At 35.8% G+C, this 26,209-nt stretch carries 32 protein-coding genes and 1 pseudogene; 30 read left to right on the top strand and 3 right to left on the bottom strand.

Annotated features, from left to right (window positions below; all coding sequences use genetic code 11):
- The first annotated feature begins 483 nt into the window (after positions 1-483).
- The 12 genes from MHB84_RS05470 (at position 484) to MHB84_RS05415 (ending at position 10,286) form a co-directional block, all read left to right on the top strand.
- Positions 484-933, top strand: a complete 450-nt coding sequence (locus tag MHB84_RS05470; protein WP_076291790.1) for a hypothetical protein — start codon at positions 484-486, stop codon at positions 931-933.
- A 165-nt stretch (positions 934-1,098) separates the two neighbouring features.
- The gene (locus MHB84_RS05465; RefSeq protein WP_076291791.1) at positions 1,099-1,854 is read left to right on the top strand and encodes an abortive infection family protein; all 756 of its coding nucleotides are present in this window, start codon (positions 1,099-1,101) and stop codon (positions 1,852-1,854) included.
- Positions 1,855-2,042: 188 nt separating this feature from the next.
- Positions 2,043-3,164 carry a hypothetical protein gene (locus tag MHB84_RS05460; RefSeq protein ID WP_076291792.1) on the top strand — a complete coding sequence of 374 codons (1,122 nt, stop codon included), beginning with the start codon at positions 2,043-2,045 and terminating at the stop codon, positions 3,162-3,164.
- 133 nt (positions 3,165-3,297) lie between these two features.
- On the top strand, positions 3,298-3,642 hold the full coding sequence (locus tag MHB84_RS05455; protein ID WP_083679123.1) for a DUF3969 family protein: 345 nt from the start codon (positions 3,298-3,300) through the stop codon (positions 3,640-3,642).
- A gap of 214 nt (positions 3,643-3,856) precedes the next feature.
- Complete coding sequence (locus MHB84_RS05450) at positions 3,857-4,483, top strand: hypothetical protein (RefSeq protein WP_076291794.1); 627 nt, start codon at positions 3,857-3,859, stop codon at positions 4,481-4,483.
- A 245-nt stretch (positions 4,484-4,728) separates the two neighbouring features.
- Positions 4,729-4,971 carry a hypothetical protein gene (locus MHB84_RS05445; protein ID WP_076291795.1) on the top strand — a complete coding sequence of 81 codons (243 nt, stop codon included), beginning with the start codon at positions 4,729-4,731 and terminating at the stop codon, positions 4,969-4,971.
- A complete protein-coding gene (locus MHB84_RS05440) occupies positions 4,972-5,349 on the top strand; it encodes a retropepsin-like aspartic protease (protein ID WP_076291796.1) in 378 nt (125 codons plus the stop codon).
- 285 nt (positions 5,350-5,634) lie between these two features.
- The gene (locus MHB84_RS05435; RefSeq protein WP_076291797.1) at positions 5,635-6,273 is read left to right on the top strand and encodes a hypothetical protein; all 639 of its coding nucleotides are present in this window, start codon (positions 5,635-5,637) and stop codon (positions 6,271-6,273) included.
- 213 nt (positions 6,274-6,486) lie between these two features.
- The gene (locus MHB84_RS05430; protein ID WP_076291798.1) at positions 6,487-6,954 is read left to right on the top strand and encodes a hypothetical protein; all 468 of its coding nucleotides are present in this window, start codon (positions 6,487-6,489) and stop codon (positions 6,952-6,954) included.
- A 199-nt stretch (positions 6,955-7,153) separates the two neighbouring features.
- Positions 7,154-8,380 carry a hypothetical protein gene (locus MHB84_RS05425; RefSeq protein WP_076291799.1) on the top strand — a complete coding sequence of 409 codons (1,227 nt, stop codon included), beginning with the start codon at positions 7,154-7,156 and terminating at the stop codon, positions 8,378-8,380.
- A 243-nt stretch (positions 8,381-8,623) separates the two neighbouring features.
- Positions 8,624-9,157, top strand: coding sequence for a hypothetical protein (locus MHB84_RS05420; RefSeq protein WP_076291800.1), 534 nt, complete (start codon positions 8,624-8,626; stop codon positions 9,155-9,157).
- A gap of 274 nt (positions 9,158-9,431) precedes the next feature.
- Entirely contained in the window at positions 9,432-10,286 is an 855-nt protein-coding gene (locus MHB84_RS05415; protein ID WP_076291801.1) for a DUF5677 domain-containing protein, read from the top strand.
- A gap of 171 nt (positions 10,287-10,457) precedes the next feature.
- On the opposite strand, the gene MHB84_RS05410 is transcribed toward MHB84_RS05415, so the two are convergent.
- Positions 10,458-10,745 carry a hypothetical protein gene (locus tag MHB84_RS05410; protein ID WP_044478126.1) on the bottom strand — a complete coding sequence of 96 codons (288 nt, stop codon included), beginning with the start codon at positions 10,743-10,745 and terminating at the stop codon, positions 10,458-10,460.
- 171 nt (positions 10,746-10,916) lie between these two features.
- Here MHB84_RS05410 and MHB84_RS05405 point away from each other — a divergent pair, with 171 nt between their 5' ends.
- From MHB84_RS05405 to MHB84_RS05385, 5 genes and pseudogenes are all read left to right on the top strand, one after another.
- Positions 10,917-11,120 (top strand): helix-turn-helix domain-containing protein, encoded by a 204-nt coding sequence (locus MHB84_RS05405; protein WP_076291803.1) that lies wholly within the window; start codon positions 10,917-10,919, stop codon positions 11,118-11,120.
- A 198-nt stretch (positions 11,121-11,318) separates the two neighbouring features.
- Positions 11,319-12,113 carry a Shedu anti-phage system protein SduA domain-containing protein gene (locus tag MHB84_RS05400; RefSeq protein ID WP_076291804.1) on the top strand — a complete coding sequence of 265 codons (795 nt, stop codon included), beginning with the start codon at positions 11,319-11,321 and terminating at the stop codon, positions 12,111-12,113.
- A pseudogene (locus tag MHB84_RS05395) lies at positions 12,113-12,238 on the top strand (helix-turn-helix domain-containing protein); the annotation flags it as partial. The gene MHB84_RS05400 and the pseudogene MHB84_RS05395, both read left to right, overlap by 1 nt.
- A 217-nt stretch (positions 12,239-12,455) precedes the next feature.
- A complete protein-coding gene (locus MHB84_RS05390; protein ID WP_076291805.1) occupies positions 12,456-13,253 on the top strand; it encodes a hypothetical protein in 798 nt (265 codons plus the stop codon).
- A gap of 177 nt (positions 13,254-13,430) precedes the next feature.
- Complete coding sequence (locus MHB84_RS05385; RefSeq protein ID WP_076291806.1) at positions 13,431-14,720, top strand: hypothetical protein; 1,290 nt, start codon at positions 13,431-13,433, stop codon at positions 14,718-14,720.
- Positions 14,721-14,882: 162 nt separating this feature from the next.
- Here MHB84_RS05385 and MHB84_RS05380 read toward each other — a convergent pair whose 3' ends face one another.
- Entirely contained in the window at positions 14,883-15,170 is a 288-nt protein-coding gene (locus MHB84_RS05380; protein ID WP_341143009.1) for a hypothetical protein, read from the bottom strand.
- Positions 15,171-15,341: 171 nt separating this feature from the next.
- Between MHB84_RS05380 and MHB84_RS05375 the strand changes: the two genes are divergently transcribed.
- The 3 genes from MHB84_RS05375 to MHB84_RS05365 all read left to right on the top strand — a co-directional run bounded on the left by MHB84_RS05375 (position 15,342) and on the right by MHB84_RS05365 (position 16,664).
- On the top strand, positions 15,342-15,545 hold the full coding sequence (locus tag MHB84_RS05375; RefSeq protein ID WP_076290127.1) for a helix-turn-helix domain-containing protein: 204 nt from the start codon (positions 15,342-15,344) through the stop codon (positions 15,543-15,545).
- A 228-nt stretch (positions 15,546-15,773) separates the two neighbouring features.
- Complete coding sequence (locus MHB84_RS05370) at positions 15,774-16,106, top strand: DUF3024 domain-containing protein (protein ID WP_256716849.1); 333 nt, start codon at positions 15,774-15,776, stop codon at positions 16,104-16,106.
- A gap of 174 nt (positions 16,107-16,280) precedes the next feature.
- Positions 16,281-16,664, top strand: a complete 384-nt coding sequence (locus MHB84_RS05365; protein WP_076290126.1) for a DUF5071 domain-containing protein — start codon at positions 16,281-16,283, stop codon at positions 16,662-16,664.
- A 238-nt stretch (positions 16,665-16,902) separates the two neighbouring features.
- Here MHB84_RS05365 and MHB84_RS05360 read toward each other — a convergent pair whose 3' ends face one another.
- A complete protein-coding gene (locus MHB84_RS05360) occupies positions 16,903-17,610 on the bottom strand; it encodes a CAP domain-containing protein (protein ID WP_076290125.1) in 708 nt (235 codons plus the stop codon).
- Between the two features lie 649 nt (positions 17,611-18,259).
- On the opposite strand from MHB84_RS05360, the gene MHB84_RS05355 reads away from it, so the two are divergent.
- The 10 genes from MHB84_RS05355 to nhaC all read left to right on the top strand — a co-directional run bounded on the left by MHB84_RS05355 (position 18,260) and on the right by nhaC (position 26,142).
- Complete coding sequence (locus MHB84_RS05355) at positions 18,260-18,814, top strand: GNAT family N-acetyltransferase (RefSeq protein WP_076290124.1); 555 nt, start codon at positions 18,260-18,262, stop codon at positions 18,812-18,814.
- Positions 18,815-18,936: 122 nt separating this feature from the next.
- On the top strand, positions 18,937-19,320 hold the full coding sequence (locus MHB84_RS05350; protein WP_076290123.1) for a nuclear transport factor 2 family protein: 384 nt from the start codon (positions 18,937-18,939) through the stop codon (positions 19,318-19,320).
- 192 nt (positions 19,321-19,512) lie between these two features.
- Positions 19,513-20,280, top strand: a complete 768-nt coding sequence (locus tag MHB84_RS05345; RefSeq protein WP_076290122.1) for a nucleotidyltransferase domain-containing protein — start codon at positions 19,513-19,515, stop codon at positions 20,278-20,280.
- 189 nt (positions 20,281-20,469) lie between these two features.
- Positions 20,470-21,189 (top strand): ferritin-like domain-containing protein, encoded by a 720-nt coding sequence (locus tag MHB84_RS05340; RefSeq protein ID WP_076290121.1) that lies wholly within the window; start codon positions 20,470-20,472, stop codon positions 21,187-21,189.
- A gap of 57 nt (positions 21,190-21,246) precedes the next feature.
- Positions 21,247-21,756 (top strand): tetratricopeptide repeat protein, encoded by a 510-nt coding sequence (locus MHB84_RS05335; RefSeq protein ID WP_076290120.1) that lies wholly within the window; start codon positions 21,247-21,249, stop codon positions 21,754-21,756.
- Between the two features lie 21 nt (positions 21,757-21,777).
- Positions 21,778-22,020 (top strand): hypothetical protein, encoded by a 243-nt coding sequence (locus MHB84_RS05330; protein ID WP_076290168.1) that lies wholly within the window; start codon positions 21,778-21,780, stop codon positions 22,018-22,020.
- A 139-nt stretch (positions 22,021-22,159) separates the two neighbouring features.
- Complete coding sequence (locus MHB84_RS05325) at positions 22,160-22,507, top strand: VOC family protein (protein ID WP_076290119.1); 348 nt, start codon at positions 22,160-22,162, stop codon at positions 22,505-22,507.
- Between the two features lie 221 nt (positions 22,508-22,728).
- Positions 22,729-23,409, top strand: coding sequence for a helix-turn-helix transcriptional regulator (locus tag MHB84_RS05320; RefSeq protein ID WP_076290118.1), 681 nt, complete (start codon positions 22,729-22,731; stop codon positions 23,407-23,409).
- Between the two features lie 36 nt (positions 23,410-23,445).
- Complete coding sequence (locus MHB84_RS05315; RefSeq protein WP_076290117.1) at positions 23,446-24,615, top strand: MalY/PatB family protein; 1,170 nt, start codon at positions 23,446-23,448, stop codon at positions 24,613-24,615.
- 39 nt (positions 24,616-24,654) lie between these two features.
- Positions 24,655-26,142 (top strand): Na+/H+ antiporter NhaC, encoded by a 1,488-nt coding sequence (gene nhaC, locus MHB84_RS05310; protein WP_076290116.1) that lies wholly within the window; start codon positions 24,655-24,657, stop codon positions 26,140-26,142.
- The last annotated feature ends 67 nt before the right edge of the window (positions 26,143-26,209 follow it).

The raw sequence follows: 26,209 nt of genomic DNA, 5'->3' as shown, positions 1-26,209 counted from the left end.
CTGAACAAGCTTCTTAATTCTAGAAGAAAAGTTGGAGAAATGATTGCCGAGACACACCTGCTCTGATTAAAAACGTTACGGCCGACTGTTAATTAACTTTATGAAGCTGGGCGGAATAAATGTAGAAACATCTATTAAATTCGAAAAAGGTAAAACATAAAGAAGAATAAAGAAAGCGTCGTCCAATTCTATTTCGGCGCTTTTTGTTTAAGGCAACAGTCTTCAAGCAAAATAAATCAGGTAAGATAGAGATACTATTAGTTGAAGGACCTACGCCTAGAAAGAAAAGGCACGAGAGGGATCAAATAATGCAGATTTAATAATTTGAAAATAGAATTGTAGAAGGAGGGAATTTTAAAAAAACAGGCAGCATATAACATAATATTCACGCTGCGGACATTCGTCCTTGGTCCGGCAGTCGCCAGACACCCGACATGCGTCGGGTCGTGAATACGCGAACGTTATACGAAAGGACGAAAGCGAGTGATATTCAATAAACTACTTGATTCGTACGATTTTTTTCTCCAGTCCGAAGATAAAAAGTCGCACATCCTTTTTTCATCTAAAGACGTTGAATTAGAGCGATCTAAATCCATTAACTACTGGGTACATATTAAGGACGATCAGTTTGCTGGAGAAGTCGAGATCTGGATTGATTATGAGGAACTTCATGACTTTATAGAAGAACTATTAGAAGCTGAGAATAGCGAAGTTAAACCAATCCATTTAAAAGCAATGAATAAAGAAGAATTTGAAATGACTTTTATAGATCAAAGCATGGGACATTATAAAATTACTTATTCCATTACAAAGAGGAGATATTCAAGAAGTGGGTTAGTAGAAACAGAATTGAAGGGATCTTTTGATTACGACAGTGGATTTTTAAACCCATTGAAAGAAAGTTTGAAGGGCATTAATAGACTTCTGTCTTAAATATTTGTGAGTAACTCAAGATCCCTTCGTATAACATAATATTCACGCTGCGGACATACGTCCTTGGCCCGGCATTTGCCGGACACTCGACATGCGTCGAGTCGTGAATACAGGAACGTTATAAGAAATCCCCATAAAAACAAAAACAATAAGAGGGTGAATTGTTTGAAAGACACGTTAATAGAGGTTGAGACATTGAAGAATATATTAATCTCAAAGGCAACAGGTGGTGTTGTCAACGATTTAGAATTTAGAACTCTTCGAGAGTCATTACTCAAAAATCAACGAATTAAGAAGGCTTTACCACGGTTTTTACATACTTGTCGCAATATATCTGAATTTTGGGGATACATCAAGCAGGAATCTGATACTTATCAAGGGCGTCGTGATCATTTGAAGAATGAATTTGATGCAATCCTTACTTTATTAGAGAACGACAATAGTATACCAGCAGATAATATTATTACTGAGACTCTTTCGGGCAAAGTAGATGCACACTATATCCAAGAAGCTTGGACAAAGTCTCTTGAAAGAAGAGAGTCTGATCCAGAAGGTGCAATTACGATTGCAAGAACTTTATTGGAAACTATTTGTAAATTCATAATGGATCAAGAAGGAGTAAAGTACGAGGAAAAGTGGGAAATGCCTCAACTTTACAAGGGTGTTCAGACGGTTTTGAATTTATCTCCCGATAAACATACAGAGGATATATTTAAACAAATATTAGGTGGGTGCTCTTCGGTTGTTAATGGCTTAGGTGCCCTAAGAAATAAGCATAGTGATGCACATGGTAGAAGTCATAAAGTACCGAAGCCATCAAAGAGACATGCACAATTAGCAGTTAATCTTGCCGGAGCTATGGCTGACTTTTTATTTGCTTCTTGGGAAGAAAAATCCAATATTAATGAAACAAATGAATAGTGCATGTATGAATTTCAGGGATGCCGGGGACTTCTTATAACAATATATTCAAGCAGCGGCTCCGTTGGAGCCTTGGTCTGCGGGAAGGAATTCGAGGAGGAATTTCAGCAGACAACCCCTTTGGGGTTCATGAATACAGGAACGTTATGTGAAATCCCCTGAATATTAAAAAGGAGAATCAATAAATTATGATTAGGGTTTATTGTGATATTAAAGAATCGACAAAAGCTGAGATTAATAAGACAATAAATGATTATTTAGATTTATATATGGATTTCTATAGAACTCTTGGTCCAGAGGAGTTTTCTTCATTTTTTCCACAGTTTCTATGGGTAGAAAATGAAGAACTTTGCATAAAGACTATGATTGAATTAGATCTTTGGACCTCTGATAATTATTTACACACTCTTAAACCGATTCATGAATTTGCTTTGTATATATTGTTATGTTATTCAAAAGATAGAATTGAAGAAATGGGAAGAGAAAAAGGTACAACAGATTTAGATTATGAAGTAGAACAAACAGATGACGAGTATGTATTATCTGACTTAGATAATATGGATTTTTATCTTGAAATATTATTTCAAGATTATGATTTTTTGCGGGTTTCTGAGTATGTAAAATATTTTATACAGAATCCATTTGATTTCCAAGGTACATTTAATGTGGATCTTACTGAATATGAAGATTTAATGCCAAATGATATAAGAAAAGAATTTAATGATCTTAAGCAATCAATTTATCCAACGGAAATTATAAAACAACACAGTAATGGAATAATAAGAGATATGAATATGAAAGAATTTTTCTTACATATTGAGAAAATCATAGATTACTTTAGTCATTCTTTGACTTTAAGAGGCACTCACAAATTATTATGGAATGAGAATGGCCTTCCAAAGAAGGAAACAAGTGCTCAACAATTATTAGAAAGTATAAGTAGGCTATATTGTGAGAGTAATAATATAGATATTACACCTGAGGCTGAAACAGGTAGAGGACCTGTTGATTTTAAATTCTCATATGGGAATAATTTAAAGACAATTGTAGAAATAAAGAGAGGTTCTAATAAGCTAGAACACGGAATTGAAAAACAAACAGTTCAATATATGTTGTCGGAGAAAGTTGAAACTGCATATTTTATCATAATTATCTTATTTGAAAACGAATTTAGGAAAGTTGATAGAATATTTGAGTTAGCAAAAAGTATAGAGGTAAGATATAACTTAATAATCAGGCCGATAATTATTGATGCTAGAGCCTCAAAGTTATCAGCATCAAAGATTCAGAATGTTGAATCAGTGAAGTAGGGGGAATCACATAACATAATATTCACGCTGCGGGCATACGCCCTTGATTTGGCATTCGCCGGATACCCGACATATGTCGGGTCGTGAATACAGGAACGTTATGTGACATACCAAAAATAAGTTTAAAGGAGAAATCATTATAAATTTCAGAGTAGAGATCACTGATAAAGAAGAGATTGAAACCTTTTACTCCATACTGATCTTGGGCTGCATAACGGCTATAAGAGAAGGCCTTCTGACTTGGGATCAAGCGGAAGAGCGATTATTCAGTCCAAACACTTTAACAAAAATAGAAAAATTAAATCTGCATTCAACCCTTATAGAAATCACAAATCAAGGAATGATGGAACTGAATTTTCTTCAAAGATTAAATGCAATAGGATATGAGAAATCGATGGATGACATAGTAAATCTTTTGAAGACATTTATAAAAGAACAAAAAATCAGTAAAGGAGAATGGAAACACTGGATTAAATAAAATTGAGAAAAGCTGAATGTAATTCGAAAAGAATGGTACGTCACATAACATAATATTCACGCTGCGGGCATACGCCCTTGATCCGGCATGCGCCGGACACCCAGCATACGCTGGGTCGTGAATACGGGAACGTTATCTGTAATTGTGATATGGAAATGAATTCTAAGATAGAAATTTGGAAGTAAAGTGAAATTAGAATAAGGAGCTGAAAAGCATGAAAGATCATAAAAATAATCGTTCAAACTATATCCATTCAGAAAGTAATTATCAAGGAGGGAAAACCGAATTAAATGAAATTCAAGTGAATTTGATAAAGGAAATATCAATGATTCTAAATGGGTATTCAGACAACTATGATAATCTGCATTTTTCGTACGCGTCTTCAGGAATTATTGCAGTTTTACGGGATCAAGTTGTTGCAAAAATAGAGAACGGAACAATTAACCCGCAGGAACGCAGAGATGCTTTACAACTTATTCGTAAATTGGAAATAGATCTAGAAATGGATTTTACTGAAATATATGAAATGAAGGATCTCATTAAAATGATCTGTGAGAACAATAATATTTCTAAATATGAATTTAGAGTTAAAGAATACAATGAATATGAATCGCGCAGAACATATCGGAATCCGATAACAAGCCTTAGCTTTGGAAACAAGATCAGATCCCATAGTTATGATATTGTAGACATATCAATCTTCCTTGATAAGGTTAATCTCCAATGTGTTCCAGAAGGAGCTAGAAAGTACTCTAAAGAATTTGATCCTAGAGAGGTACTTTCATTAGAACAAAAAATAATTTATGCAGTTGATACTTGGACTTCTTATTATTCTAGGTAAAACCCAAATAGAGCTAATCGAAATGGTAGATATGATTATAGACAAAACGTTATGGAAATTCGAAGAAGTTCACAACTACAGATAACATAATATTCACGCTGCGGGTATACGCCCTAGGTCTGGCATTCGCCAGACACCCGACAGGCGTCGGGTCGTGAATACAGGAACGTTAAGTGAAATTCCAGTGAGAGCTATAGGCTTGTGAAGTGGTATAATATAACCATTAAAATAGAGGAGGGACAATGATGAAATGGCAAGAAGTTCAACAGATTTTTCCAAATCAATTCGTAAAATTTGAAGTGCTTCATTCTGAAGAAACAGACAATCAAGAGATCATTGATGATGTGGCCGTGATTGGCCCGATCAGTGATGAAGAAGCGACTCGCGAACTATTGAACAGTAGGGACAAGACTCTGGTTTACCATACATCCAAAGATCGAATCGTTGTGAAGATACGGAAAAATATAGGATTAAGGAGAAATCTTTAAATGAATATTGAATATAGAGATGGGCTGTTATTCACGGAAATAACAGTCCATTTCAATGAGCAGAAGAAAGTGATATCAAACATCGTGATCGATACAGGAGCCAGTCATAGCTTGATTTCACAAGATGAAGTGGATGAGATTGGGATACTAGTGAGTATGGAAGATGAAATTATAACTAGCTACGGAATCGGAGGTAAAGAGCATGCCTTCAGTAAGCGAATCGACGGTATACAGTTAGGGGATTTCATTTTAAAGGATGTATACATAGACTTTACTTCATTTAAATATCACAACATTAACGGACTTTTGGGACTGGATGTACTGATGGAAGGGAAATTTAATATTGATCTAAAGAAATTTAAATTACTTCGTTCATAAGAGATAAAAGACGCAAGAGGATTGAGTGGTGATTCGAGGAAGACTGAAACATCACTTAACATAATATTCAAGCTGCGGCTCCTTTGGAGCCTTGGTCTGCACGATGGATTTCGAGGAGGGATTTCAACAGACAACCCCTTTGGGGTTCATGAATACAGGAACGTTAGATGAAACTAGAAAAATATAAAATTTTCATTCTATTACATAACTAAATGAAGGGTGATCAAAACTTTGTTGAATAACGTCATACCCGATCATAAGTACAACGATTTTCGAGGAGTCGAAATGCTAGAACATATCATCAAAACAAGTCGAGATATATTAATGGGACAAATAGATTACTATAAAATTGAGATAAATAATGAAGCAGACCTGCAACTTAATTTTTCGTACATTTTAAAAAGTGTAGGAGATCTTTTTAAATTCGGAATTGATCATCACTTAAAAATAAATCTCGAAACTCCATTTAAGTCGGATAACATCTTATCAAAGAGTGGATCTAATAGATCGAAGATTGATATAACTTTGGAATGGTACGGAAATACTAACCAAGTTGTTACATGTGCAATTGAACTAAAATATTTCTTGACGAATAAAATTCGCGAGTCTCATAATCGTTACAGCGTTTTTTGCGATTTAAAAAATTTGGAAGAGTATGTTCAGCATTCAAGAGAGTACAAGATGGGATATTTTTTGTTGGGAACAGATGATACCTACTATGTTAATCAAAAAACATATTCAAAAAATGCTGAAGATTTTGATTTTAGACATAACTCTCAATATAAAGCTGATACGAAGCTAACTTATATTACAAGGAATAGTGAAGAGAAGGCAATGAGTCTAATCAATAATTATGATTTTTCTTGGCAGAAAGTAAGTAGATATTATTTTTTAGACCACTTCATATACAGAAATAAAAGATAAGAAGTAAAGAGCGCAACTCTTAAAAAATCACTAGCATCATCTAACATAATATTCAAGCTGCGTCTCCTTCGGAGCCTTGGTCTGCGGATGGAATTCGAGGAGGGATTTCGGCAGACAACCCCTTCGGGGTTCATGAATAAAACAACGTTATATGAAATCAGCAAACATAAAGAAAACTTATTTTATTCAAGATTTTTTAAGGGAAGTGATTGAGTGAATAAAGACATTCTACTTGAGTGGGACAGTAAGCATAGTGCGATGAAGAACACGAAAGAAAACTATTGGAAAACCTATAGGAAGTGGCGTGACGAGAACAAAAGCGATTATCATGATACTTTCATGGGCAAATTATATGATGAATTTATAAGTATTGAAGAGCGAGCCATATACCTAAAATATAGTTTTAATACAACAGAAGCCGTAGTATTTTGCTCGATTAATATTTTTTACATAGAAGAGCACATAGGAACTTATGATATAGAGTTCTTTTTGAATGGTGAGATTGCTGATGATTATCTGGATGTTGGAGACGCATTACTTAAAGAGCGGATCATTAAAGTAAAGCATAATTTGAAGACTGCAAGAAGCGCTCTAAAACTAGGAATTGAAGTATCAGATATTTCGAAAATCACAGAAATTCCACTCAAATATATAGAAATATTAAAAGAAAAATATAGTTGATAGAAAGGGAATGTTACAAGAGGGATAAGCAATTCAAAGAAGCTGCTGACATCCTATAACATAATATTCACGCTGCGGGCATACGCCCTTGATCCGGCAGTCGCCGGACACCCGACATGCGTCGGGTCGTGAATACAGGAACGTTATAAGAAATCGGCGTAAGTCCAAATATACAATTATCAATTCATCGGAGGTAAAAATGTTAACTTATTTTAATGATGAAATCAAAACTAAAATTCAAGAACTCTTAGCTTTTTATACTGAACATCGTATGGATTATGAGTTCTTTGATTTAGATAATCCAGAAGAATATGAAGAAGATATTATTGTATGTTATGACTCGAAGATATCTTTTGGATTACCTCATTGTGATGATGATTACTTTGAGCACACTTTAGGAGAAATGTTTGAGATATTGGAGGAAATAAAGAATGCAAAAATCATTGATAATTATGTATATATAAGTACTAAGAGACTTTTAGTAAGAGTCGATACTCTAAATAGAGAGAAGTTATTTGCTCTTCAAGATAAAGCAAAAGGTGTTTTTCAAACTAGCTTAACAATGAATCAGCAAACCTTTCATATTGATCTTGTTAGTGAGCACACTAATTTCGGGATTTTAGTTACTGTCATGGACAACTATGATAAATATTTCCCTCCAATTCTTTATGAGGATCTATTTATCGAAATTACTTCTGAAAAATTGATTAGCTTGGATCAATTTGAAGATCTAATGCAAGCATATATGTTTGAATTAAGTTCTACCTTGGATATAAAATTATTTATCTCGCCACGGCCAATATATTACGACCTAGAATATGTCTTACAAGAAGGTGACGAGAAAGCAAGGCTTCGACCACTAGTAACAGGAAGAGGTAATAAAGAACTTTATCAAATATATAATTCGTGTGCCAACATTGAGGACGCGGAAATATTGATCTTAATGTATACAAAAGTTATAGAATTTGTTACTCAAACAGTAGTTAGACGTGAACTTTTAGATTCAGTTATGACCAAACTATATAGTCCCAAAACACTAAGTCCGGATGCAGTATATGTCCTTGAATTAGAAAGAATATTTGATGATTTAGGTAATTATAAGAAAGATAAAGAAGCTATCAGAATTACAATAGAGACATGTTGTGAGGTTTTAGAACTGAAAGGGAGCGCTCCAAAATTTTTGAGAAATCTCAACAAGGTCAATATTGAAAGTACTAGAGAAGAAAAGAAACAGGCACTATTGGAATTATCCAATGCTATTTCGGATACAAGAAATATGATTGCACATGCAAAGACGAATTATAAAAATAAAGGAAATGAATGTCCAAAAGAAGAGATGAAAGAATTTTCAGACTGCTTGAAAATTATTGCCGATCAAGTAATCAGATGGTTTTCAAGGCAACATGAGGATCTAAAAGTAATCTAAAAAAGTATATCGGTTTGTATTTCAAAGGAGACGCCGACATCTTATAACATCATATCCACGCATCGGAACCTGACGGCTCCTCGGTCTGCCCAGAGGGAAATGGCAGGGAAGTGGAATCAGGCGGACACATCTGCACCGACTAAGCGCATCGCGCCCGACTCCTGACGGAGCCTTAAGTCGGTGGGACGTCGTGGATACAGGAACGTTATCGGAAATCAATGCAAAGACTTTAAGGAGGGCGAGATGATAAGAAAATTGGTATTCTTAATTCTTCTATGTATAGTTGTAAGTTCTGTTTGGTATTTCACTCCTAAACAATATAATAAGACACTCGAAGGCGTATATTTTCAATTAGGTAACGATCAAGTGTTTGAAAGGATTAAAATTCAGTTTAATGGAAAAATCAGAAACAAAATTAATGGCAGCAAATCGTTTAAAGGCAATCTTAAATTTGAAGGTAATGAAATACCGAAAGTTCCAGAAGACAGAACAGAACTTGAATTACTCCATCATGGTGGTAATTTCAGTTCGGTATTTTCTGGATTTAGAATTATAGATGAAGCAGGGCGAGTTACAGCTGATATCTATCAATATGGAATGATTTATATAAATAATAATTTTACTGAATTTACAATTGCATTAACGAATATAGATAACGAAGAAACCTGGAATCCTACCAATGGATTTATGATAACGGCTCCAGTTGATAATAGGGAAGAAGCAATAAAAATATCTCAAAAGTTGATGAATAAATTCGGAATAGAACTAATTGATTAGAGTGCTCGAAAGAAGAGTAGTAGAATCGAGGAAGGCATTGACATCCGATAACACCATATTCACGCATCGGGGCATTCGCCCCTCGGTCCAGCCGGAGTTAGAAGCGGATTCAGGGTTGAGAATTTGAGTCGCATGGAAGCGGAATCAGCCGGACACACCGCACCACCTAACCGCATCGCGGCCGGTCACTTCGTGACCTTAAGGTGGTGGGGCGTCGCGAATATAAGAACGTTAGGTGAAATTACTTTAAATCATTAATGTTGGAGGTTAACACATGGAAGATGAATTAATTAAGAGACTTGATAAACAAATTAATAAATATATCTTTGAATCTAATAAATTTATTGAATACTCTGCATTCCCATACGGGTTACTAGATAATTTAATGGTAAACAAGAAAACAGTCAAATTAGTATACGATTTTGAGTATTTTGTTATTACTAAGAGTCTTAAAACTCTAATAGCAATTAGAAAGCTTTTGAAATCGGATTTGAATGAGGATGTCTTCATTTTATGCAGAACTATGTTTGAGAACTACATAAGTTGTAGATATTTACATGAGAATGATGATAGAATTGATCAATTTATAGAACATCCAATTAAGATTGCACTTGCACATTATAATGTGCAATCAGATGGATCAATAATGGATAGAAATAATCAAGTTGTTGGCGAATTGGAAAATCCAAGTAAATTCAAGCTAGGCAAGGATAAACAATATTTTTATTATTTTTATGATTTGCTCTCAACATATGCACATTGTAATTTTGGTATTGCTTCGTGCTATTTTAATGATGATTTTAGCTATACAGTTACTAAAGTTAATAATAGTTTACTCGTGAGAACAATTGTTGTATTCATTTTTACTAAGTTATTTGAACTTATTGTTACCGTTGAAGGTGAAGATTTCAAAGATGCAAGAACTGAAAGAGCATGTTATAAGTTGGTGTCAGACTCTATCCAACTGTTAAATACTTCGTTAGAAACACTGAAAAATCAGTATATTGATTCGACTAACGAGACAAATAAATTTGTTAATAAGCGAATGAAAGAATTAATGAAAGATATGAAAAAATCACTAAAAGAAGAACTTGGTAGCATAGTCAAAGTAGAAAATAACTTCACCTAACAAAATGTTCACACATCGGACATCCGCCCTCGGTCTACAGAAGTGAATCCGATAAGTAGGGTCAGCAGACACATCCTCTCCCCTAAGATAAGAGCAATCTAAGGGGAGAGGACGTCGTGAACACAAATACGTTATACGACAGAATCAAATGAAAAGAGAGCCGTTTGGCTCTCAATTAGAAGTTATATTTAATTCATTATGTAATTGAAGAGCATCCTTAAAACCTTGCAAGTAGATTTCACGTTCTAGGATTGTTTGAACTGAGAGGCCTGCATCATCGTAAAGAAATAGAGTTTTATGCATATCCTGAGGTAGAAGTTCATGTAACTGTTTGAAGTAAAGATTTCGATCAGATGAGAATTGATTATAAATGGTGTTGTTCTTGAGAAGATCGCTATATAAGGCTTCAATTCGATTACGTATCAACGAATCAAGTAAGACTTCTAAAGAATTGTACATAAATGATCACCGTCCGTTATGTTTTATTTTGCGAATAAAAGTTTAACTTGTTGAATATTATTTTATCATAACGAAAAATGTAGTCAAGACATATCAAAGATATTTTTGATTAAGGAAATATATTTTCATATAATTAAAGAAAAATTCAATTCGGATATGAAGGGATACCAGATGATAAGTTATAAACCATTTCAAAAATTATTGATTGACATGGAGATTAAGAAGCAGGATTTATTGAAAATGACGGGGATTTCATCGGCAACGATGGCAAAGCTCAATACGAATGAATATGTATCGTTAGAAGTCATTGATAAATTATGTACGGCATTGGGATGTCAGCCTAGAGATCTTTTGGAGCATATAGCTGATCAATGATGGGATAAGAATATCTGCTGGTTACTCAAAGATGAGAATCCGTTGTATAACAACATATTCAAGCTGAGGCTACTGTCGGAGCCTTGATTCGCAGCTGGATTTCGAGGAGGAATTTCAGCAGACAATCCCTTGGGGGATCATTAATACAGGAACGTTATGGGACAAGTTCATCAAAGCATCAATATATGGAGGAATTATATGAACTTATATGAAGTTGATTATACTAAACAAACAGAAAAATACGCAGCAGCTATTAAAGAATATAATGAATTTTGGAGTCAGGGACTAATTGATTTTTCCAAAGCTTCCGATCCAATTGAAAAGTTTGATGATGAGACGAGGAAGTTTATTTATAACTTCAATTCTAAATTTCCCAATAATGTTGTATGGCATTATCATAGAGATAGAACATCTGTAGATTTAGAAGTAAATGCACTAAGGAAGGTCATTAATTCTGCGAAAAATGAACATGATATTCAAGATTACATTAAGAAAAATAGAAAGTGGTTTATCCCGGGTTCAATTTTTAAAGAGTATAATTTTGGTCACAAAGAGACGTATCTCTTTCCAGAAATGAAGTTAGGAAGTAGCATGCAAGCAGATTATGTTTTATGTGGTAGAAACTCTGATGGATACAGTTTAATACTTGTTGAATTGGAATCGCCGGCTTCAACATTTGTTTTAACTGATGGTTATAAATTATCAGCATCGGCTAATTCTGGCTTAGGTCAGATTAATCAATGGAAAGAGTGGATGGAATCAAATTATACAACATTTTTTAATGAGCATAAATTTACTGAGAAAGGCATAAATGTTCCTATTACAAGGATTCACTATTGTTTAGTGATTAGCAGAAGAAATCAAATGGGGACAAATGATAGAGGTCGAAAAAATAGAATAATTATTGAATCAACGAATTTAAATATAATTAATTACGATAGAGTGTGTGATTATGTTTCTAATTTAGATGAAGGATATAGTACTTATAGATAATTTCATCGGCAACGATGGCAAAGCTCAACACGAATGAGTATGTATCTTTAGAGGTCATTGATAAATTATGTACGGCATTGGGATACCGGCCTGGAGATCTTCTGAAACATATAATAGACAAATGAAAGAATGAAATATAAGAGGATGTTGGTTAACTCGAAGATATGATTCCGTCGTATAACATCCTATTCAAGCAGCGGCTCCATTAGAGCATTGATCTGCTGATGGATTTCGGAGGAGAATTTCAGCAGACAACCTCTTCGGGGTCATGAATACAGGAACGTTGTAAGAAACCAGTACGCACAGAATGAATGAAAATTTTCTATTGAGGTGGTGTTATAAATGAGTATTAAGCTTAAAGTTAGTCATGACGAAAACGAAATCAAGTTTTTTGATAAAGATTTAGGGATATTAGGTTTCACGGATTTCACAGCTGAGATATGGGAAGAAATATCAACCGTTAATTGGTATGTAAATGAAAGCAAAATTGCAAAGGATGAAAAAACATACATATACACAGGAGCAGGAAAATTTAGCGGTTTAAAAAATTTGCATCAGATAGTAATGATGTTATGGTATGGGCTGGAAGAAGTACAATCTGCTTATCAAAAAGATTTTATCATTGAGCATCATAATAACGAAGCTTTTGATTGCCATATTGGCAATTTATCATTTGCTTCTAATGATTTAAATCTAACTAAAGCACACTCTTTTGATAAAAATCAACCTATGTTATTACAAAAGGCTGGTGTCAACTTCTATAAAGACTTCGAAACGGGACAATACCAAATAACTATCGCATTTACTGGGGATTATTTCTTGAAGACAAATGAGAGTTTTATTTTAGTGGCTTGTATACATCTTTTGTATGAAGATAACTTCCGCATTGTATATACTGACGCAAATAGGATAGTAGATGAGCTTTTAGAGAATGGGCGGATCAATTTTAGATTGCTTTCTTATAAAGATTTTTCATTTAAAGAAGGAAAAAAATATATTCCTAAAAACGGTGAAAGTATAGAAGGAATTAAAGTAATAACAGATGAGAATGGTAACAACTATTTAGTTGTAGCTGAAGGAGCGGGATTTGTTTTCAATAGTACACCACCTAATAAAGATTTATATAAGAAAATAGAATAATTAGAAATGATCTTACGAAAATCGAGTATTAAGTGATTCGAAGAAGAGGCGACACCTTATAACATCATATTCACGTTGTGGGCATATGCCCTTGGTCCGACATAGATCGGACACCCAACAAACACTGGGGCGTGAATACAGGAATTTAAGTGAAATTATTACGAAGGATGGTAAAATATGAAAAGAACACAAGCTCAAGTTGAATTTGAAACTATATTTAAAAAGTTTATATTTAATATTAATTCACTGAGAACGTACATCAAGAGTGTTTCATCATCGCTTGAGAATCAAAAAAGTGATCATAAGCTCGTCGAGTCTCTTGATAATGCAATAGAACTTCTTGTTCACAAGAAAATAAATCCTTCTGGATTTAAGGACCATAATGAAAAACTTGAAGAACTGGAAGAGAAACTTAAGGAGAAATTCAATTTAGAAATTAATTTAGAAGAACCGGAAACCGCAAAAGTTACAATGACTGGTGGTCTTACTGGAAAGATAAAAGATCAGTTTGAATCTTACAAATTAAATAAGAATCAAGTTAATATTTTATACCAAAGTTCATTGATAAGTCTCGCTACTTTTTTTGAGTTATTAGTTGCGAGTATCATTAAGAAGCGATTATTCGATTATCCTATTTCTTTGAATATTGATGAAAGATCTTTAACTCTCGAAGAAATCAGAAAGCTTGGCTCATTTGAAAATGCAGAAATATATCTAATTGAAAATGAAGTTGAACAAATAATGAGAAAGAATTTACTGGAATGGATCGAGTATATGAAAAAAAACTATAAATCAAAATTTTTATTCCTAACTGATATAGAGGCTAAACTTTTTGAAGTCTTTCAGAGAAGAAATCTCTTTGTTCATAATGAAGGAATTGTAAATAACATCTATTTATCAAAAGTAAATCAAGATTTAGTTAAAGATCTTAGCCTTGGGAAGAAGATAATTATTACAAATGAATATATGGATGAAGCAATCGATTTAATTGAGTATGTAGGATCAATTCTTACACTGGAGTTGTGGCAAAAGTTCGAAAAAGTGTCTACGGTTCGCAAGGATCTTATACAAGAATATGGATTTGGATTTATGCTTCAAGGAAAGTGGAAATTATCTAGAGAAGTGTTTAGTTTACTAATAAATGAAAGAGAGATTGATAACCGTAGTAAAACTATTGGGCTTATTAATTATTGGCAATCATTTAAAAATTTAAACGAGTTTGATCAGGTAATTCGGGAAATCGAGAAGGAAGATTTTTCTGATAGAAGTCTGGATTTCCAACTATGTTTTTTCGCTCTTAAGGATGATTTTAATAATTTTTTTAATGTTCTTCCAGGAGTTTGTCCTTCGGAGATATCTCTTGAAGAGCTAAAAACATGGCCGATTTTTAATTCTGTTCGACAAACAGCTGAATATGAAGCTTTTATTGAGAAAATGACAAATACAAAAAATAAAATAATATCATAAGGTTACTTATAGAAGGGAAAAACATCACTTAACATAAGTTTCAAGCTGCAGTCTTGATCTGGAGTGGAGCAAGAAGCGGATTCGGTTTAAGCCAGTGAGGGTTCATGAATGCGAGAGACGTTTATACGACAGAATAAATTCCAATTGAGAGCCGTTTGGCTCTCAATTGGAATTTATATTTAATTCATTATGTAATTGAAGAGCATCCTTAAAACCTTGCAAGTAGATTTCACGTTCTAGGATTGTTTGAACTGAAAGGTCTGCATCATCGTAAAGAAATAGAGTTTTATGCATATCCTGAGGTAGAAGTTCATGTAACTGTTTGAAGTAAAGATTTCGATCAGATGAGAATTGATTATAAATGGTGTTGTTCTTGAGAAGATCGCTATATAAGGTTTCAATCCTATTACGTATCAACGAATCAAGTAAGACTTCTAAGGAATTGTGCATAAATGATCACCGTCCGTTATGTTTTATTTTGTAAATAAAAGTTTAACTTGTTAAACATTATTTTATCATAGCGAAAAACAAAATCAATACATATCAAAGATATTTTTGATTAAGGAAATATATTTTCATATAATTAAAGAAAAATTCAATTCGGTTACGAAGGAGCACTAGATGATAAGTTATAAACCATTTCAAAAATTATTGATTGACAGGGAGATTAAGAAACAAGATTTATTGAAAATGACGGGAATTTCATCGGCAACGATGGCAAAGCTCAACACGAATGAATATGTATCGTTAGAAGTCATTGATAAATTATGTACAGCATTGGAATGCCAGCCTGGAGATCTTTTGGAACATGTAACAGACCAATGAAAGAATAGAATATAAGAGAATGTTGGTTAACTCGAAGATGTGATTCCGTCGTATAACATAATATTCAAGCATCGGCTCCTTACGGAGCCTTGGTCTACTAGATGAATTGCGTGGAAGCGTTTCAGCAGACACATCCGACTGCGTCGGACGTCATGAATACAGGAACGTTATGAGACATCATTGTGATATAAACAGAGTAAAACGGATCAAAGCAAGGAGAGACAGGTAATGATGGATGATTTCACGAAGAAGCGGATTATGAAGATGATGGACAAATATACTGAAAATGCAGTACCAGAACATGTAAAAAGCCAAATTAAAATTAGTTATAAAATCAGAGGGAATCATGTGACATTGATCGAAGAAAGACAAGCATTCAAAAGTGATCAATGGGTGCAGATGCCAGTAGCTCAGTTTAGATTAGGTGATAATGAATGGAAAATATATTGGCAGGACAGTAAAGGGAAATGGCATTTCATAGATGACATTGAACCGAATGAAGATTTTGAAACCCAGTTAAAGATAGTGGATGAAGGACACAACGGAATGTTTTGGGGATAGTTCGCAGAAGCCAATGACATCTTATAACATCATTTATTCAAGCAGCGGCTCCTTTGGAGCCTTGGTCTGCAAGGCGGATTTCGTGGAGGACTTTCAGCAGACAACCCTTTTGGGGTTCATGAATACAGGAACGTTATCTGAAATGATTGCAAAACTAAAATAGGGAGAAAAGAAATGAAAGATTTAAGCGAACTCTTACCAAGAGATAAGCACGACTTTGAAAGAGTAAGTAATTTAAAGAATATAAATAAAAAAGACTTAATAAAGCTAATCCCAGAGTTATTAGAGTGGTTACAAGATATCAACTGGCCAATTGCTGTTGAAATAACTAAATTACTTTTATCTGTCCCACAGGAGACAATTCCGTATGTAAGAAAAGTTCTTGAGGGTGGAGATGATATTTGGAAAGAATGGTGTTTAAGATATTTTGTAATGGAGTTACCAGCAGACCTAAGACAGATTTTACAAGATGAACTTGTAAGAATAGCATATAAACCAAGTAAGGGAGAACAACTTGAAGAGGTACATATAACTGCTCGAGAAATATTAAATAATTAAATTAATAATGTAAGCAGTTCTGAGAAGGCAATCACTTCTGATAACATAATATTCACACTGCGGGCATACGCTCTTGGTTCGGCATTCGCCGGACACCCGGATAAAGATGGATAAAATTTACAATTCAATCCGGTTCGAGGAAACAAAACAACTGGTGGCGTATGCAGGATCTGTAAGTATCAAAAACCCGACATAAATTGCGGGTTTTTGATACTTTATTGTTGGGAGATGAAAGGCGCTACCCAGTAAATTCCTGGACCCATGTGTTGTTATAATAAGCAATACCGATATGAGTATAACTATTATTCAGTATATTTGCTTTGTGGCCAGGGCTATTCATCCACTCCTTCATAACCTGGGTAGGGGTGGTTTGCCCTTTTGCGATGTTTTCTCCAGCGGTATTATATGTGATCCCGAATTCCTTCATCATATCGAAGGGGGATCCATGTGTTGGCGAATTATGATCAAAGTAACTGTTGTTGTACATGTCCTGTGCCTTGACCATAGCCACATTTGACAATTCTTCATTCCTACTCAAGGAACTTAATCCTGTTTTGGCCCTTTCTTGATTGACTAGATCCAGAACCTGCTGCTCAAAATCGGTTTTATCCGTAGTATTTTTTTTACCTTCCTGTACTTGTCCTGTTGGCTCCTTATTTTCAGGATTTCCTGCAGGTGCCTGGTTTACTGGATTTCCATCCGGTGTTCGAACCAGATCCAACAAATCTAATGGAATTCCATTTTGGGCTTCTTTTGTTGTAATAGATCTCTCTTGCCACGATGTAGCTGTTGATGATGCCTGTGTGAGGACAGAGTTTGGTGCAGCAGCATGATCATGAATTGAAATTTGTTTTTGCTCAGGAGTCACTTGTTTTTGCATCATATTGTTATGGGACGAACAGCCTGCCACCAATAATAATATTGTTAAAACGAAAAACCTTGCCATTTGCCGACCTCCTAAATCCGTTAGTTTAATGAAGTTCCCGGATTTATGTTTTCCTGTATGCCATTTACTTATTCCTAATATGGTTCTCTCCTTATCCAGTACTTTTTTATGATCGGTACCATTTAGATAGCCTTGTCTTTTTTTGTGTCTCGAGGAAAGCGTGTTGCGAATGGTTATGGATAAAGAAGGCGATATCGGGTCATAAATGCATCACGGGATGAATGTTATCTATTTCAATGGGATTCCTGATGATTGGGGTATTTCGATGGATAATTGGGAGAATCTATTTCAAACTAATAGACAATTTTATAGAATATAAACCATATGCTGCATCATATGAAACAAATTGAAAGCGAATATTTGATAATTCGATGAAGCCAGAAACTGCGTTTAACACAGTATTCAAGCTGTAGGGCTATCGTCCCTTGATTGAAAGATGTATAATCATGGAAGAAATCTCAGTCAACAAACGCCCCAGCCTAAGATAAGAGCTATCTAAGGCCGGGGCGTTTCGTGAATACAAGAAAGTTATGAGAAATCATCGTAAATAAATTACAAGATAGGAACTGTATAATGCTACTCATTATATACAGTTATGGCTAAGTGCTTGAGATATTCGTTTTAACTAATCCTATGAGGTGGTTATATTATGCAAATAAGAAAAGCAACGATTAATGATGCAGAAGGCATTGCAAAAGTTCATGTGGATAGTTGGAGAACAACTTACAAAGGTATCATTCCAGATGAATTCTTATATAATCTATCATATAAAAAAAGAACTGAATTATGGATCAAAAATATTGAAAGAGAAGATAATTTTGTAGTTATAGCAGAAAACCCAGAAGGAGAAATTATTGGATTTGCAGATTCTTGGAAGAGAGAAACAAATATAGTAGCCAATTCTAGTGATTTAACATCTATATACATACTTAAGGAATATCACGGAAGAGGTCTAGGCAAAGAATTACTTAAACAACTGTTTCTACAATTTAAATTTTTAGGCTATCAAAAGATATTTGTTGAAGTTCTAGAAGATAATAAGACACGATATTTCTATGAACATTATGGAGCTAAATTATGTAAATCAATTCAAATAATAATCGGAGGAAAAGTTCTAAATGAATTAATTTATGAATGGGATAACATTGATGAGGTTTTAGCGAAATTCAGTAGAACGGAAGCGGACTCAGGCGACAACCACTGAGAGGCAAGTCCTGACGGACCCAGTCGCTACGCTCCTTTAAGCCTCTCGGATTCGTGAATACAGCAACGTTATCTGAAATCAGGACAAATATGTAATATCAAAATCTAGGAGTGTGATTCGACTTGGAGAACTCAAATTTAAAAGATCTTATTGAAAAATATCTGAGCGCATATAACACGTTTAACATTGACGGAATGATAGGAGTTTTGAATGAAAATATTCATTTTCGAAACATTTCTAAAGGTGAAGTGAATTCGGAAACAAAGGGGATTCAGGAATTTCGCACATTAGCAGAGCAGTCAATTCAGGTATTTTCTCAAAGGCGTCAAGTAATAAAGAACATTATTTTCGCAGGAGATAAAGCAGAGGTTGACATTGATTATGAGGGAATATTGTCCAGTGATCTCCCTAATGGAATGAAGGCAGGAGAAACATTAAAACTTCAAGGGAAATCAATATTTCAAATGAAAGATAAAAAGTTAATACTGATTGAAGATCATAGTTGAAACATTATTGAAAGTTAATCATAGATTACCCTGAAATCAGATAACAATATATTCACGCATCTAGCATGCTCCCTCGGTCCTGCAGAAGTATTTCAGGGAAGCAGAGGCTTGCCGGACACACTTGGCATTCGCCAAGCGTCATGAATACAACAACGTTAGCCGAAAGAAGTTCTTATTTTAGGAGGAGTCTATATGATATTAGAAAAAGTTATAAATAGAATTGCAATACAAAGTGAATATAAGGATTTTGTTGATAAGTATATAGATAATATACTTAACGAATTTAAAGGTAAGATCCATAGTATTTATATGTGTGGCTCGATTCCAAAAGGAACGGCTACACCTTTTAAGTCAGATGCAGACTTTACTATTGTATGTGCAAATCCTGAAGATATTGATTACGAAAGAATATCAAATATTAAAGACAGGCTTTTGGAAGAATATCCAGTCCTAACTAAGATCGATACGATTATTTGCTCGATTGACGATGTATTAAGTAAACCACATGAGTGGGGTTTTTGGGTTAAGATCATTTGTGTTTGCATGTATGGTCATGACATTGGTGAAAAAGTACCACCGATAATTATTTCTCCAGAGTTCATTCTAGACTTAAATACAGAGACCAAGGAAGAAGTAGATCGTGTACGTCGTTCACTTTCTACTGCTAGTGATCACACGATGAAAACTAGATATATTAAAGGGTATTCGAAGAGATTAATTCGTGCATTATACTCTTTGGTTTTAGTAGATACAGGTGTATGGCAAGATGACATGATTGAGATGAAGAATGCCATATTAAACTATTGCGAGATTGACTCCGCTTTAGTTGAGTATCTTTATGCTTGTTACTTGGATAGTGATGTACTTGTCGAAGAGTTTCTGGGAATTGCAGATGAAGTATATAGCTATTTTGAGAACGCCTTAAATGCAATGGCTGCTTCCAGAAATCCCCTTGGCTAATACCATATTGACGCTCCAGGCCACTTTGAGAAGCGAGTGACCACATTCAGCCCCCTAAGCCCGTCGGGACGTGACTGCATTAGGAGTTCGGCAAGCCTCACAACTATAAGCAGCGACTCTAAGGGGCCAGGACGTCGTCAATACAAAACGGTTATCTGACATAAACCTATTACATTTTAGGAGCAAATAATGAATATCACTTTCTCGAAATGGGTGCAATATTATCGAAGAAATAATCAAAACCTCAAATATATTCACTGGGATGACAACTATAAATTAACAACTAATGAAAGAAAAATAATCATTAAGTCAATTCAACAGTTTCAATTAGGAGAAAACTCTGAAGGTAAATATCTAATTAAACGTGCGCAAGAATATGTACATCAGACACAAGATCAGGATTACTATGAAGCACTTATAGAATTCATTAAAGAAGAACAGCGGCACGCTAGAGATCTAGGCAGATTTATGAAGGTACAGGGAATCCCACTCCTTCGTAGACATTGGGTAGACAATGTATTTAGAAGATTACGTCGATATGCGAGTCTAGAACAATCAGTCATTGTTCTATTAACTGCTGAGATCATTGCTAAGTTGTACTATAAAGCCTTGCGAAAATCTACAAAGTCAAAAGTATTAATCGATTTATGTAATCAGATTTTAAGTGATGAGGAGAAACATGTTCAGTTTCAATCCGAAACACTTCATAAACTTGCTCAAAATAGAAACGTTCTCTTTAACAGAATAGTTTATATCCTTCGTAGAATCCTTTTTGAAGGAACGCTAATTATAGTATGGCATCAACATAAGCCTGTATTTAAAGCTGGGGGATATAAACTCAAAAGTTATTACTATGAATGCCGTCATGAGTTTAACTTAACAAAGAAGATTATAGCTAATGCACAGTAGAGGTTTACGTCAGATAACATTATATCCAAGATTTCAAAAAGAGAGGTAAATGTAAAAATGAAAAGAGAACTTTTGGATAAAGCCATACAACTTCGCGAAGAAGGACGAGCTAAGCAGGATCAAGCGATACTTGTGGAAGCGCGTACAATGCTTTTAGATTTGCTTTTCACTTACCCGGACGATGCGGAGATCAATTATCAGGCGGCTGTTGCTCATGACAATTCAGGACTAGGAAAAGAAGCCATTCCATTTTATGTTCGAGCTATTGAACAAGGACTATCCGGGCCGGATCTTGAAAGAGCATTGCTTGGTCTGGGAAGCACATATCGATATTTAGGATTTTATCAAGAAGCAGAGGAGACATTACGTCGAGGTGTAAAAGAGTTTCCTGATCATAGAGGCCTTCAAGTGTTTCTGGCGATCTCTCTTTATAATACGGGAAAATACAAAGAGTCGACTGAACTTCTTTTAGCTAATTTGCTAGAAACAACTTCAGATGAAAAACTTCAGTATTTTAGCAGACCGATCCAATACTATGCACAACATCTTGATGAAACCTGGGGATGAGTTAAGAAGGGAGTTGTTCATATTAGTAATATAGACAAGCGAAATAGACTGAGTGAGGAAGTTTTCTCTTATACATTAACGAAGGACAATAAAGTCTTTATATACTGGAATGGAAAGCAAGTTTCAATATTATCCGGCAAGGCAAGTAATAAATTTTTAAATTCAATTGAAGGCAAAGATCATAAGGAAATACAGTTAGTCATGGCAAAGATTACTGGGAATTTTAAGCGGGGCAATGAGAAAGATAACAAATCTGAGCAGTAAAATGCAGCTGATGCATGAAGGTCTGACATCTCATAATGCCATAGCGCGTTGAGGGCATCCTGTTAGGTGATTAAGGTTGTTGGATTCGGGATATATCTAATCTAATGGATATTTAAATGATAGACAGGAGCTGGAAACGATGATAAAAGGCTTCGGAGGGATTTTCTGGAGAACCAAGAATCTTGAAGTGATAAGAAAATGGTACAGTGATGTGCTGAAGATTGAAATAGAAAATTGGAATGGGACTGTGATCAAACCCGAACCAGGTAATGAGACTATCTTTTCTTTCTTTTCGGAGGATGACAGTTATTTTCCGACAGAACAACAAGTGATGTTAAATTTCCAAGTGCATGATCTAAACGAGACTATTCAACATCTTGAACATATTGGGGTACCTCTTGTTAAGAAAAAAGAGATTAGTGAATATGGAAAATTTGTCTGGATTGAAGATCCTGAAGGTCGACTGATTGAGCTTTGGGAAAAATAACGTGAATTCAGTTTGCTATCGACTCAATGTTCGAGAAAATGAGTGAGAAGCTTGCACAGATCACATTAGTGATCGTGCAGGCTTTTTTTATTAAAACGAAGGTCATTTACAAAAAAAAGTTGAAAGCGTTTTATAGGTGTGATACTATTTTATCAAGATAATAATTTATTATTCTTACAATAAAAATACATTGTTGAATGAAGAGAAGGGAGTTCAAATTGATGGGGAGTGAGAATCGGCAGTATCTTGAGAGATTTTTTCCGATCGCTTCATTTATTGCGGCAATTATAGGACCTAAATGTGAAGTCGTCGTACATGATATCAGTGATCCGGAGCACTCTATTGTTTTTATTGAGAACGGTTATATTAGCGGACGTGAAGTAGGCGATGCATCCACTGACCTTGTCTTAAAAATTCTCAAATCGGAAGCGTATCATGAGGAACAGTATATAGCCAACTACAAAGCGTCAGGCAAATTCGGTCAGAGTTTCCGATCGTCTACCTACTATATAAAGAATGATGAGAATAAGCTGGTTGGGCTGCTCTGCCTGAATATAGACGTTACTCATATGGAAGTAGCGGCTGAATGGGTTCAACATATTTTACAAGGAGGACCTAACCCGTATGTAATGCCTGCTGCTGCTGAAAAGTCGAAGGAAGAAAAGCAAACAACGGAGTACCTGCAGGGAAATGCAGATGATCTGCTGCAGCATATGATAACTTCGGTTATTGGCAAATTAAAAATTCCGCCGGAACGTTTGTCATCGCAGGAGAAGATTGAAGTTGTCCGCGAATTAAACGAGCTTGGAGTTTTCTTACTGAAAGGTGGCGTTTCACAGGTAGCAACTTCTTTATCAATATCTGAACCTACGGTATATCGCTATTTACAAAAGCTGAAATAAACAGAAATCCAGATGGAAAACAAGAAGGTGAGATATATGAGCTATAACTTTGATCAAGTGATTAGCAGAGTAGGTACCAATAGCGCGAAGTGGGACGGGGTTGTGAACAGCTTGGGGGACGATATGATCGTTCTCTCTGTTGCGGATATGGATATCCAAGCGCCTCCTCAAGTCGTGAATAAGGTGAGCGAGGTGGCGCGTCATGGAATCTACGGATATACCGATGCGTTCCCTCCGTATTATGAGGTCGTACAACAATGGCTTGATAAAGCTTACAGATGGGATGTACCGAAAGAATGGATTGTGTTCTGCCCGCGAATTGTACAGGCTGTATCGATTATAATCGAAAGATTCACAGAACCTGGTGACCGAATTTTGATGCATACTCCGGCATATCAACCTATCGCTAATGCTGTTGAAATTAATCATAGAAAACTAGTGGAAAGCCGGCTGCTGCTTAGAGATGGACGATATGAGATCGACTTTGATGATATGGAGCGCCAAATGAGTGCAGGGGTCAAGATTGTTCTGTTAATCTCTCCACATAATCCGACCGGGCGTGTATGGACAAAGGCGGAATTGGAACGTATAGCCGAGCTCTGCATTCGTTATGATGCATTGCTCGTATCGGATGACATTCATGCTGACTTTATTCACGAAGGACACGAGCATACGATTATCGCGAAATTATCAGAGCAGATTGCGGAGCGTTCCATTATTTGCACTTCGCCAGGTAAAACCTTTAACTTAGCAAGTCTTGAAATCTCTAATATTGTGATCCCGAATATGCAGTTACGAGAGCGATTCCAACTTGGGTTACGACAGGCCGGCATTCATAATCCTACTTTTTTTGCCATCCCTGCTTTGGAAGTGGCTTATACGGAGTGTGATGATTGGCTTAACGAGCTTCAATCTTATATTACGGACAATATTTCATTTACGGAAGATTTTTTTGCTGAGCATATGCCTGAACTAAAAATCGTGAGAGCAGAAGGAACCTACCTTCTGTGGGTAGATTGTACGGCCCTTAGCAGAAATGAAAGCGATTTAATGGGATGGATTCAACAAAAGAGCCGGGTTAGCGTCAGTTTTGGTTCGTCCTTTGGCGTGGATGGCGAAGGATTTATTCGCCTGAATCTCGGTGCTCCCAGGGCACTATTGCAAGAGGCTTTTGAGCGGATGGCCAGCAATTACCCTTTAAAGTAACAGATAACTTCTTACATCATCGATAGGGGGAACCTTACAATGGCTATGCCAAATAAGGAAAAGACGGTTAAGCAACCTACTCTGTTTTTAGCTTTATTACCGATTGTTACTATGGTTTTACTGTTATGTATAGGATATGTTCTATTCGAATTGCCACCTGAGCCGCTAATCATTATATCCACAGTGGTTGCCGGAATCATCGCCATTAAGCTGGGTCACAACTATGACGACATTATGAATTCCATCGCGCAAAAGATCGCAAAGACCATGCCGGCTATCTTAATCCTGATTACTGTCGGTTTTATGATTGGCGCCTGGATGATCGGCGGTACGATACCCATGATGATCTATTATGGACTTAATATTATTAATCCGCAATTTTTGCTGATTACGGCATTCATTGTCACTTCCATTGTCTCCTTATGTACAGGAACCTCTTGGGGATCAGCAGGTACGATCGGCGTAGCATTTATGGGGGTAGGAGCTGGCCTCGATGCGAATCTGGCTGCTGTTGCAGGTGCAGTTGTAGCAGGGGCATATTTTGGAGACAAACTATCTCCTTTATCAGATACAACAAACTTGGCAGCGCTGTCAACAGGAGTTAACTTGTATGAACATATAGGTCATTTGCTGTATACCACGGTCCCATCATTTATCGTAGCTGGAGCGGTCTTCTTGATCACTGGTTTTAATAGTGGTGGCTCAGATATGGCTATTCCTGAGAAGGTTGTTACGATTATGGATACTTTAAGTACAGTGTTCAACTGGAATTTATTATTACTGCTTCCGGTATTGATCGTATTGTACGGTTCAATTCGCAAAAAACCTACCATACCGGTGATGCTGATTTCCTCTTTTGTAGCGATGGCGAACGGTATGATCTTTCAAGGGTTTACACTGCATGATGTAATTACTTCCGTCATCAACGGCTTCGATGTAGCTATGGTTCACATTCAAGGCTTCGATGCAGCTGCGGTGATTCCGGATATTCCTCGCCTTCTGAACCGTGGTGGGATGAACTCCATGATGGGTACATTGTTGATTTGCTTCTGTGCTATTACGTTCGCCGGTACCATTTCGTTGACCAAATCTTTGGAATTGATTGTAGGTAAAATTCTTAAATTTGTACATTCGACAGGATCGCTAATTTTGGCAACAATTGCTACCGGTCTGACGATGATCGGGGTAACGAGTAATGGGCAGGTATCGATCCTGATGCCTGGTGAAATGCTGCGAGAGGCTTACATTCGCCGCGGACTGCATCCGAAGAACTTGGGTCGAACCATTGAGGATTCCGCTACCATTATTGAACCGATCTTGCCGTGGACAGCAGCAGGGGCTTATATGGCTGGTACGCTTGGCGTCGCAACTCTGTCATATTTGCCTTGGGCAGTCCTCTGCTGGACGGGTATTATCTTTGCGATCATATGGGGTTTTACAGGCTTTGGAATCACCAAGCTGACTCCAGAGCAGCAGCAGGAAATGCTCAAGGAATATGATGATGCAAAAGCAGCCAAATCATTATAAGAGGGGGGGGATCACACCCCTCGCTTGTGTAACAGAAAAAAACAAAGCGTATTAATGCGTGGATAAA

This window comes from Paenibacillus sp. FSL F4-0087, assembly GCF_038020215.1.
Classification (GTDB): Bacteria; Bacillota; Bacilli; order Paenibacillales; family Paenibacillaceae; genus Paenibacillus; species Paenibacillus taichungensis.
The sequence above is the reverse complement of the archived record's forward strand: the minus strand, read 5'-3'. Positions and strand labels throughout refer to the sequence as shown.

Bases quoted from the DNA above. Each gene is read 5' to 3' on its own strand.
- MHB84_RS05460 (WP_076291792.1), top strand. From the start codon at position 2,043: ATGATTAGGGTTTATTGTGATATTAAAGAATCGACAAAAGCTGAGATT.
- MHB84_RS05450 (WP_076291794.1), top strand. From the start codon at position 3,857: ATGAAAGATCATAAAAATAATCGTTCAAACTATATCCATTCAGAAAGT.
- MHB84_RS05445 (WP_076291795.1), top strand. From the start codon at position 4,729: ATGAAATGGCAAGAAGTTCAACAGATTTTTCCAAATCAATTCGTAAAA.
- MHB84_RS05440 (WP_076291796.1), top strand. From the start codon at position 4,972: ATGAATATTGAATATAGAGATGGGCTGTTATTCACGGAAATAACAGTC.
- MHB84_RS05435 (WP_076291797.1), top strand. From the start codon at position 5,635: ATGCTAGAACATATCATCAAAACAAGTCGAGATATATTAATGGGACAA.
- MHB84_RS05425 (WP_076291799.1), top strand. From the start codon at position 7,154: ATGTTAACTTATTTTAATGATGAAATCAAAACTAAAATTCAAGAACTC.
- MHB84_RS05420 (WP_076291800.1), top strand. From the start codon at position 8,624: ATGATAAGAAAATTGGTATTCTTAATTCTTCTATGTATAGTTGTAAGT.
- MHB84_RS05415 (WP_076291801.1), top strand. From the start codon at position 9,432: ATGGAAGATGAATTAATTAAGAGACTTGATAAACAAATTAATAAATAT.
- MHB84_RS05410 (WP_044478126.1), bottom strand. From the start codon at position 10,745: ATGTACAATTCTTTAGAAGTCTTACTTGATTCGTTGATACGTAATCGA.
- MHB84_RS05405 (WP_076291803.1), top strand. From the start codon at position 10,917: ATGATAAGTTATAAACCATTTCAAAAATTATTGATTGACATGGAGATT.
- MHB84_RS05400 (WP_076291804.1), top strand. From the start codon at position 11,319: ATGAACTTATATGAAGTTGATTATACTAAACAAACAGAAAAATACGCA.
- MHB84_RS05390 (WP_076291805.1), top strand. From the start codon at position 12,456: ATGAGTATTAAGCTTAAAGTTAGTCATGACGAAAACGAAATCAAGTTT.
- MHB84_RS05385 (WP_076291806.1), top strand. From the start codon at position 13,431: ATGAAAAGAACACAAGCTCAAGTTGAATTTGAAACTATATTTAAAAAG.
- MHB84_RS05380 (WP_341143009.1), bottom strand. From the start codon at position 15,170: ATGCACAATTCCTTAGAAGTCTTACTTGATTCGTTGATACGTAATAGG.
- MHB84_RS05375 (WP_076290127.1), top strand. From the start codon at position 15,342: ATGATAAGTTATAAACCATTTCAAAAATTATTGATTGACAGGGAGATT.
- MHB84_RS05370 (WP_256716849.1), top strand. From the start codon at position 15,774: ATGATGGATGATTTCACGAAGAAGCGGATTATGAAGATGATGGACAAA.
- MHB84_RS05365 (WP_076290126.1), top strand. From the start codon at position 16,281: ATGAAAGATTTAAGCGAACTCTTACCAAGAGATAAGCACGACTTTGAA.
- MHB84_RS05360 (WP_076290125.1), bottom strand. From the start codon at position 17,610: ATGGCAAGGTTTTTCGTTTTAACAATATTATTATTGGTGGCAGGCTGT.
- MHB84_RS05355 (WP_076290124.1), top strand. From the start codon at position 18,260: ATGCAAATAAGAAAAGCAACGATTAATGATGCAGAAGGCATTGCAAAA.
- MHB84_RS05345 (WP_076290122.1), top strand. From the start codon at position 19,513: ATGATATTAGAAAAAGTTATAAATAGAATTGCAATACAAAGTGAATAT.
- MHB84_RS05340 (WP_076290121.1), top strand. From the start codon at position 20,470: ATGAATATCACTTTCTCGAAATGGGTGCAATATTATCGAAGAAATAAT.
- MHB84_RS05335 (WP_076290120.1), top strand. From the start codon at position 21,247: ATGAAAAGAGAACTTTTGGATAAAGCCATACAACTTCGCGAAGAAGGA.
- MHB84_RS05325 (WP_076290119.1), top strand. From the start codon at position 22,160: ATGATAAAAGGCTTCGGAGGGATTTTCTGGAGAACCAAGAATCTTGAA.
- MHB84_RS05320 (WP_076290118.1), top strand. From the start codon at position 22,729: ATGGGGAGTGAGAATCGGCAGTATCTTGAGAGATTTTTTCCGATCGCT.
- MHB84_RS05315 (WP_076290117.1), top strand. From the start codon at position 23,446: ATGAGCTATAACTTTGATCAAGTGATTAGCAGAGTAGGTACCAATAGC.
- nhaC (WP_076290116.1), top strand. From the start codon at position 24,655: ATGGCTATGCCAAATAAGGAAAAGACGGTTAAGCAACCTACTCTGTTT.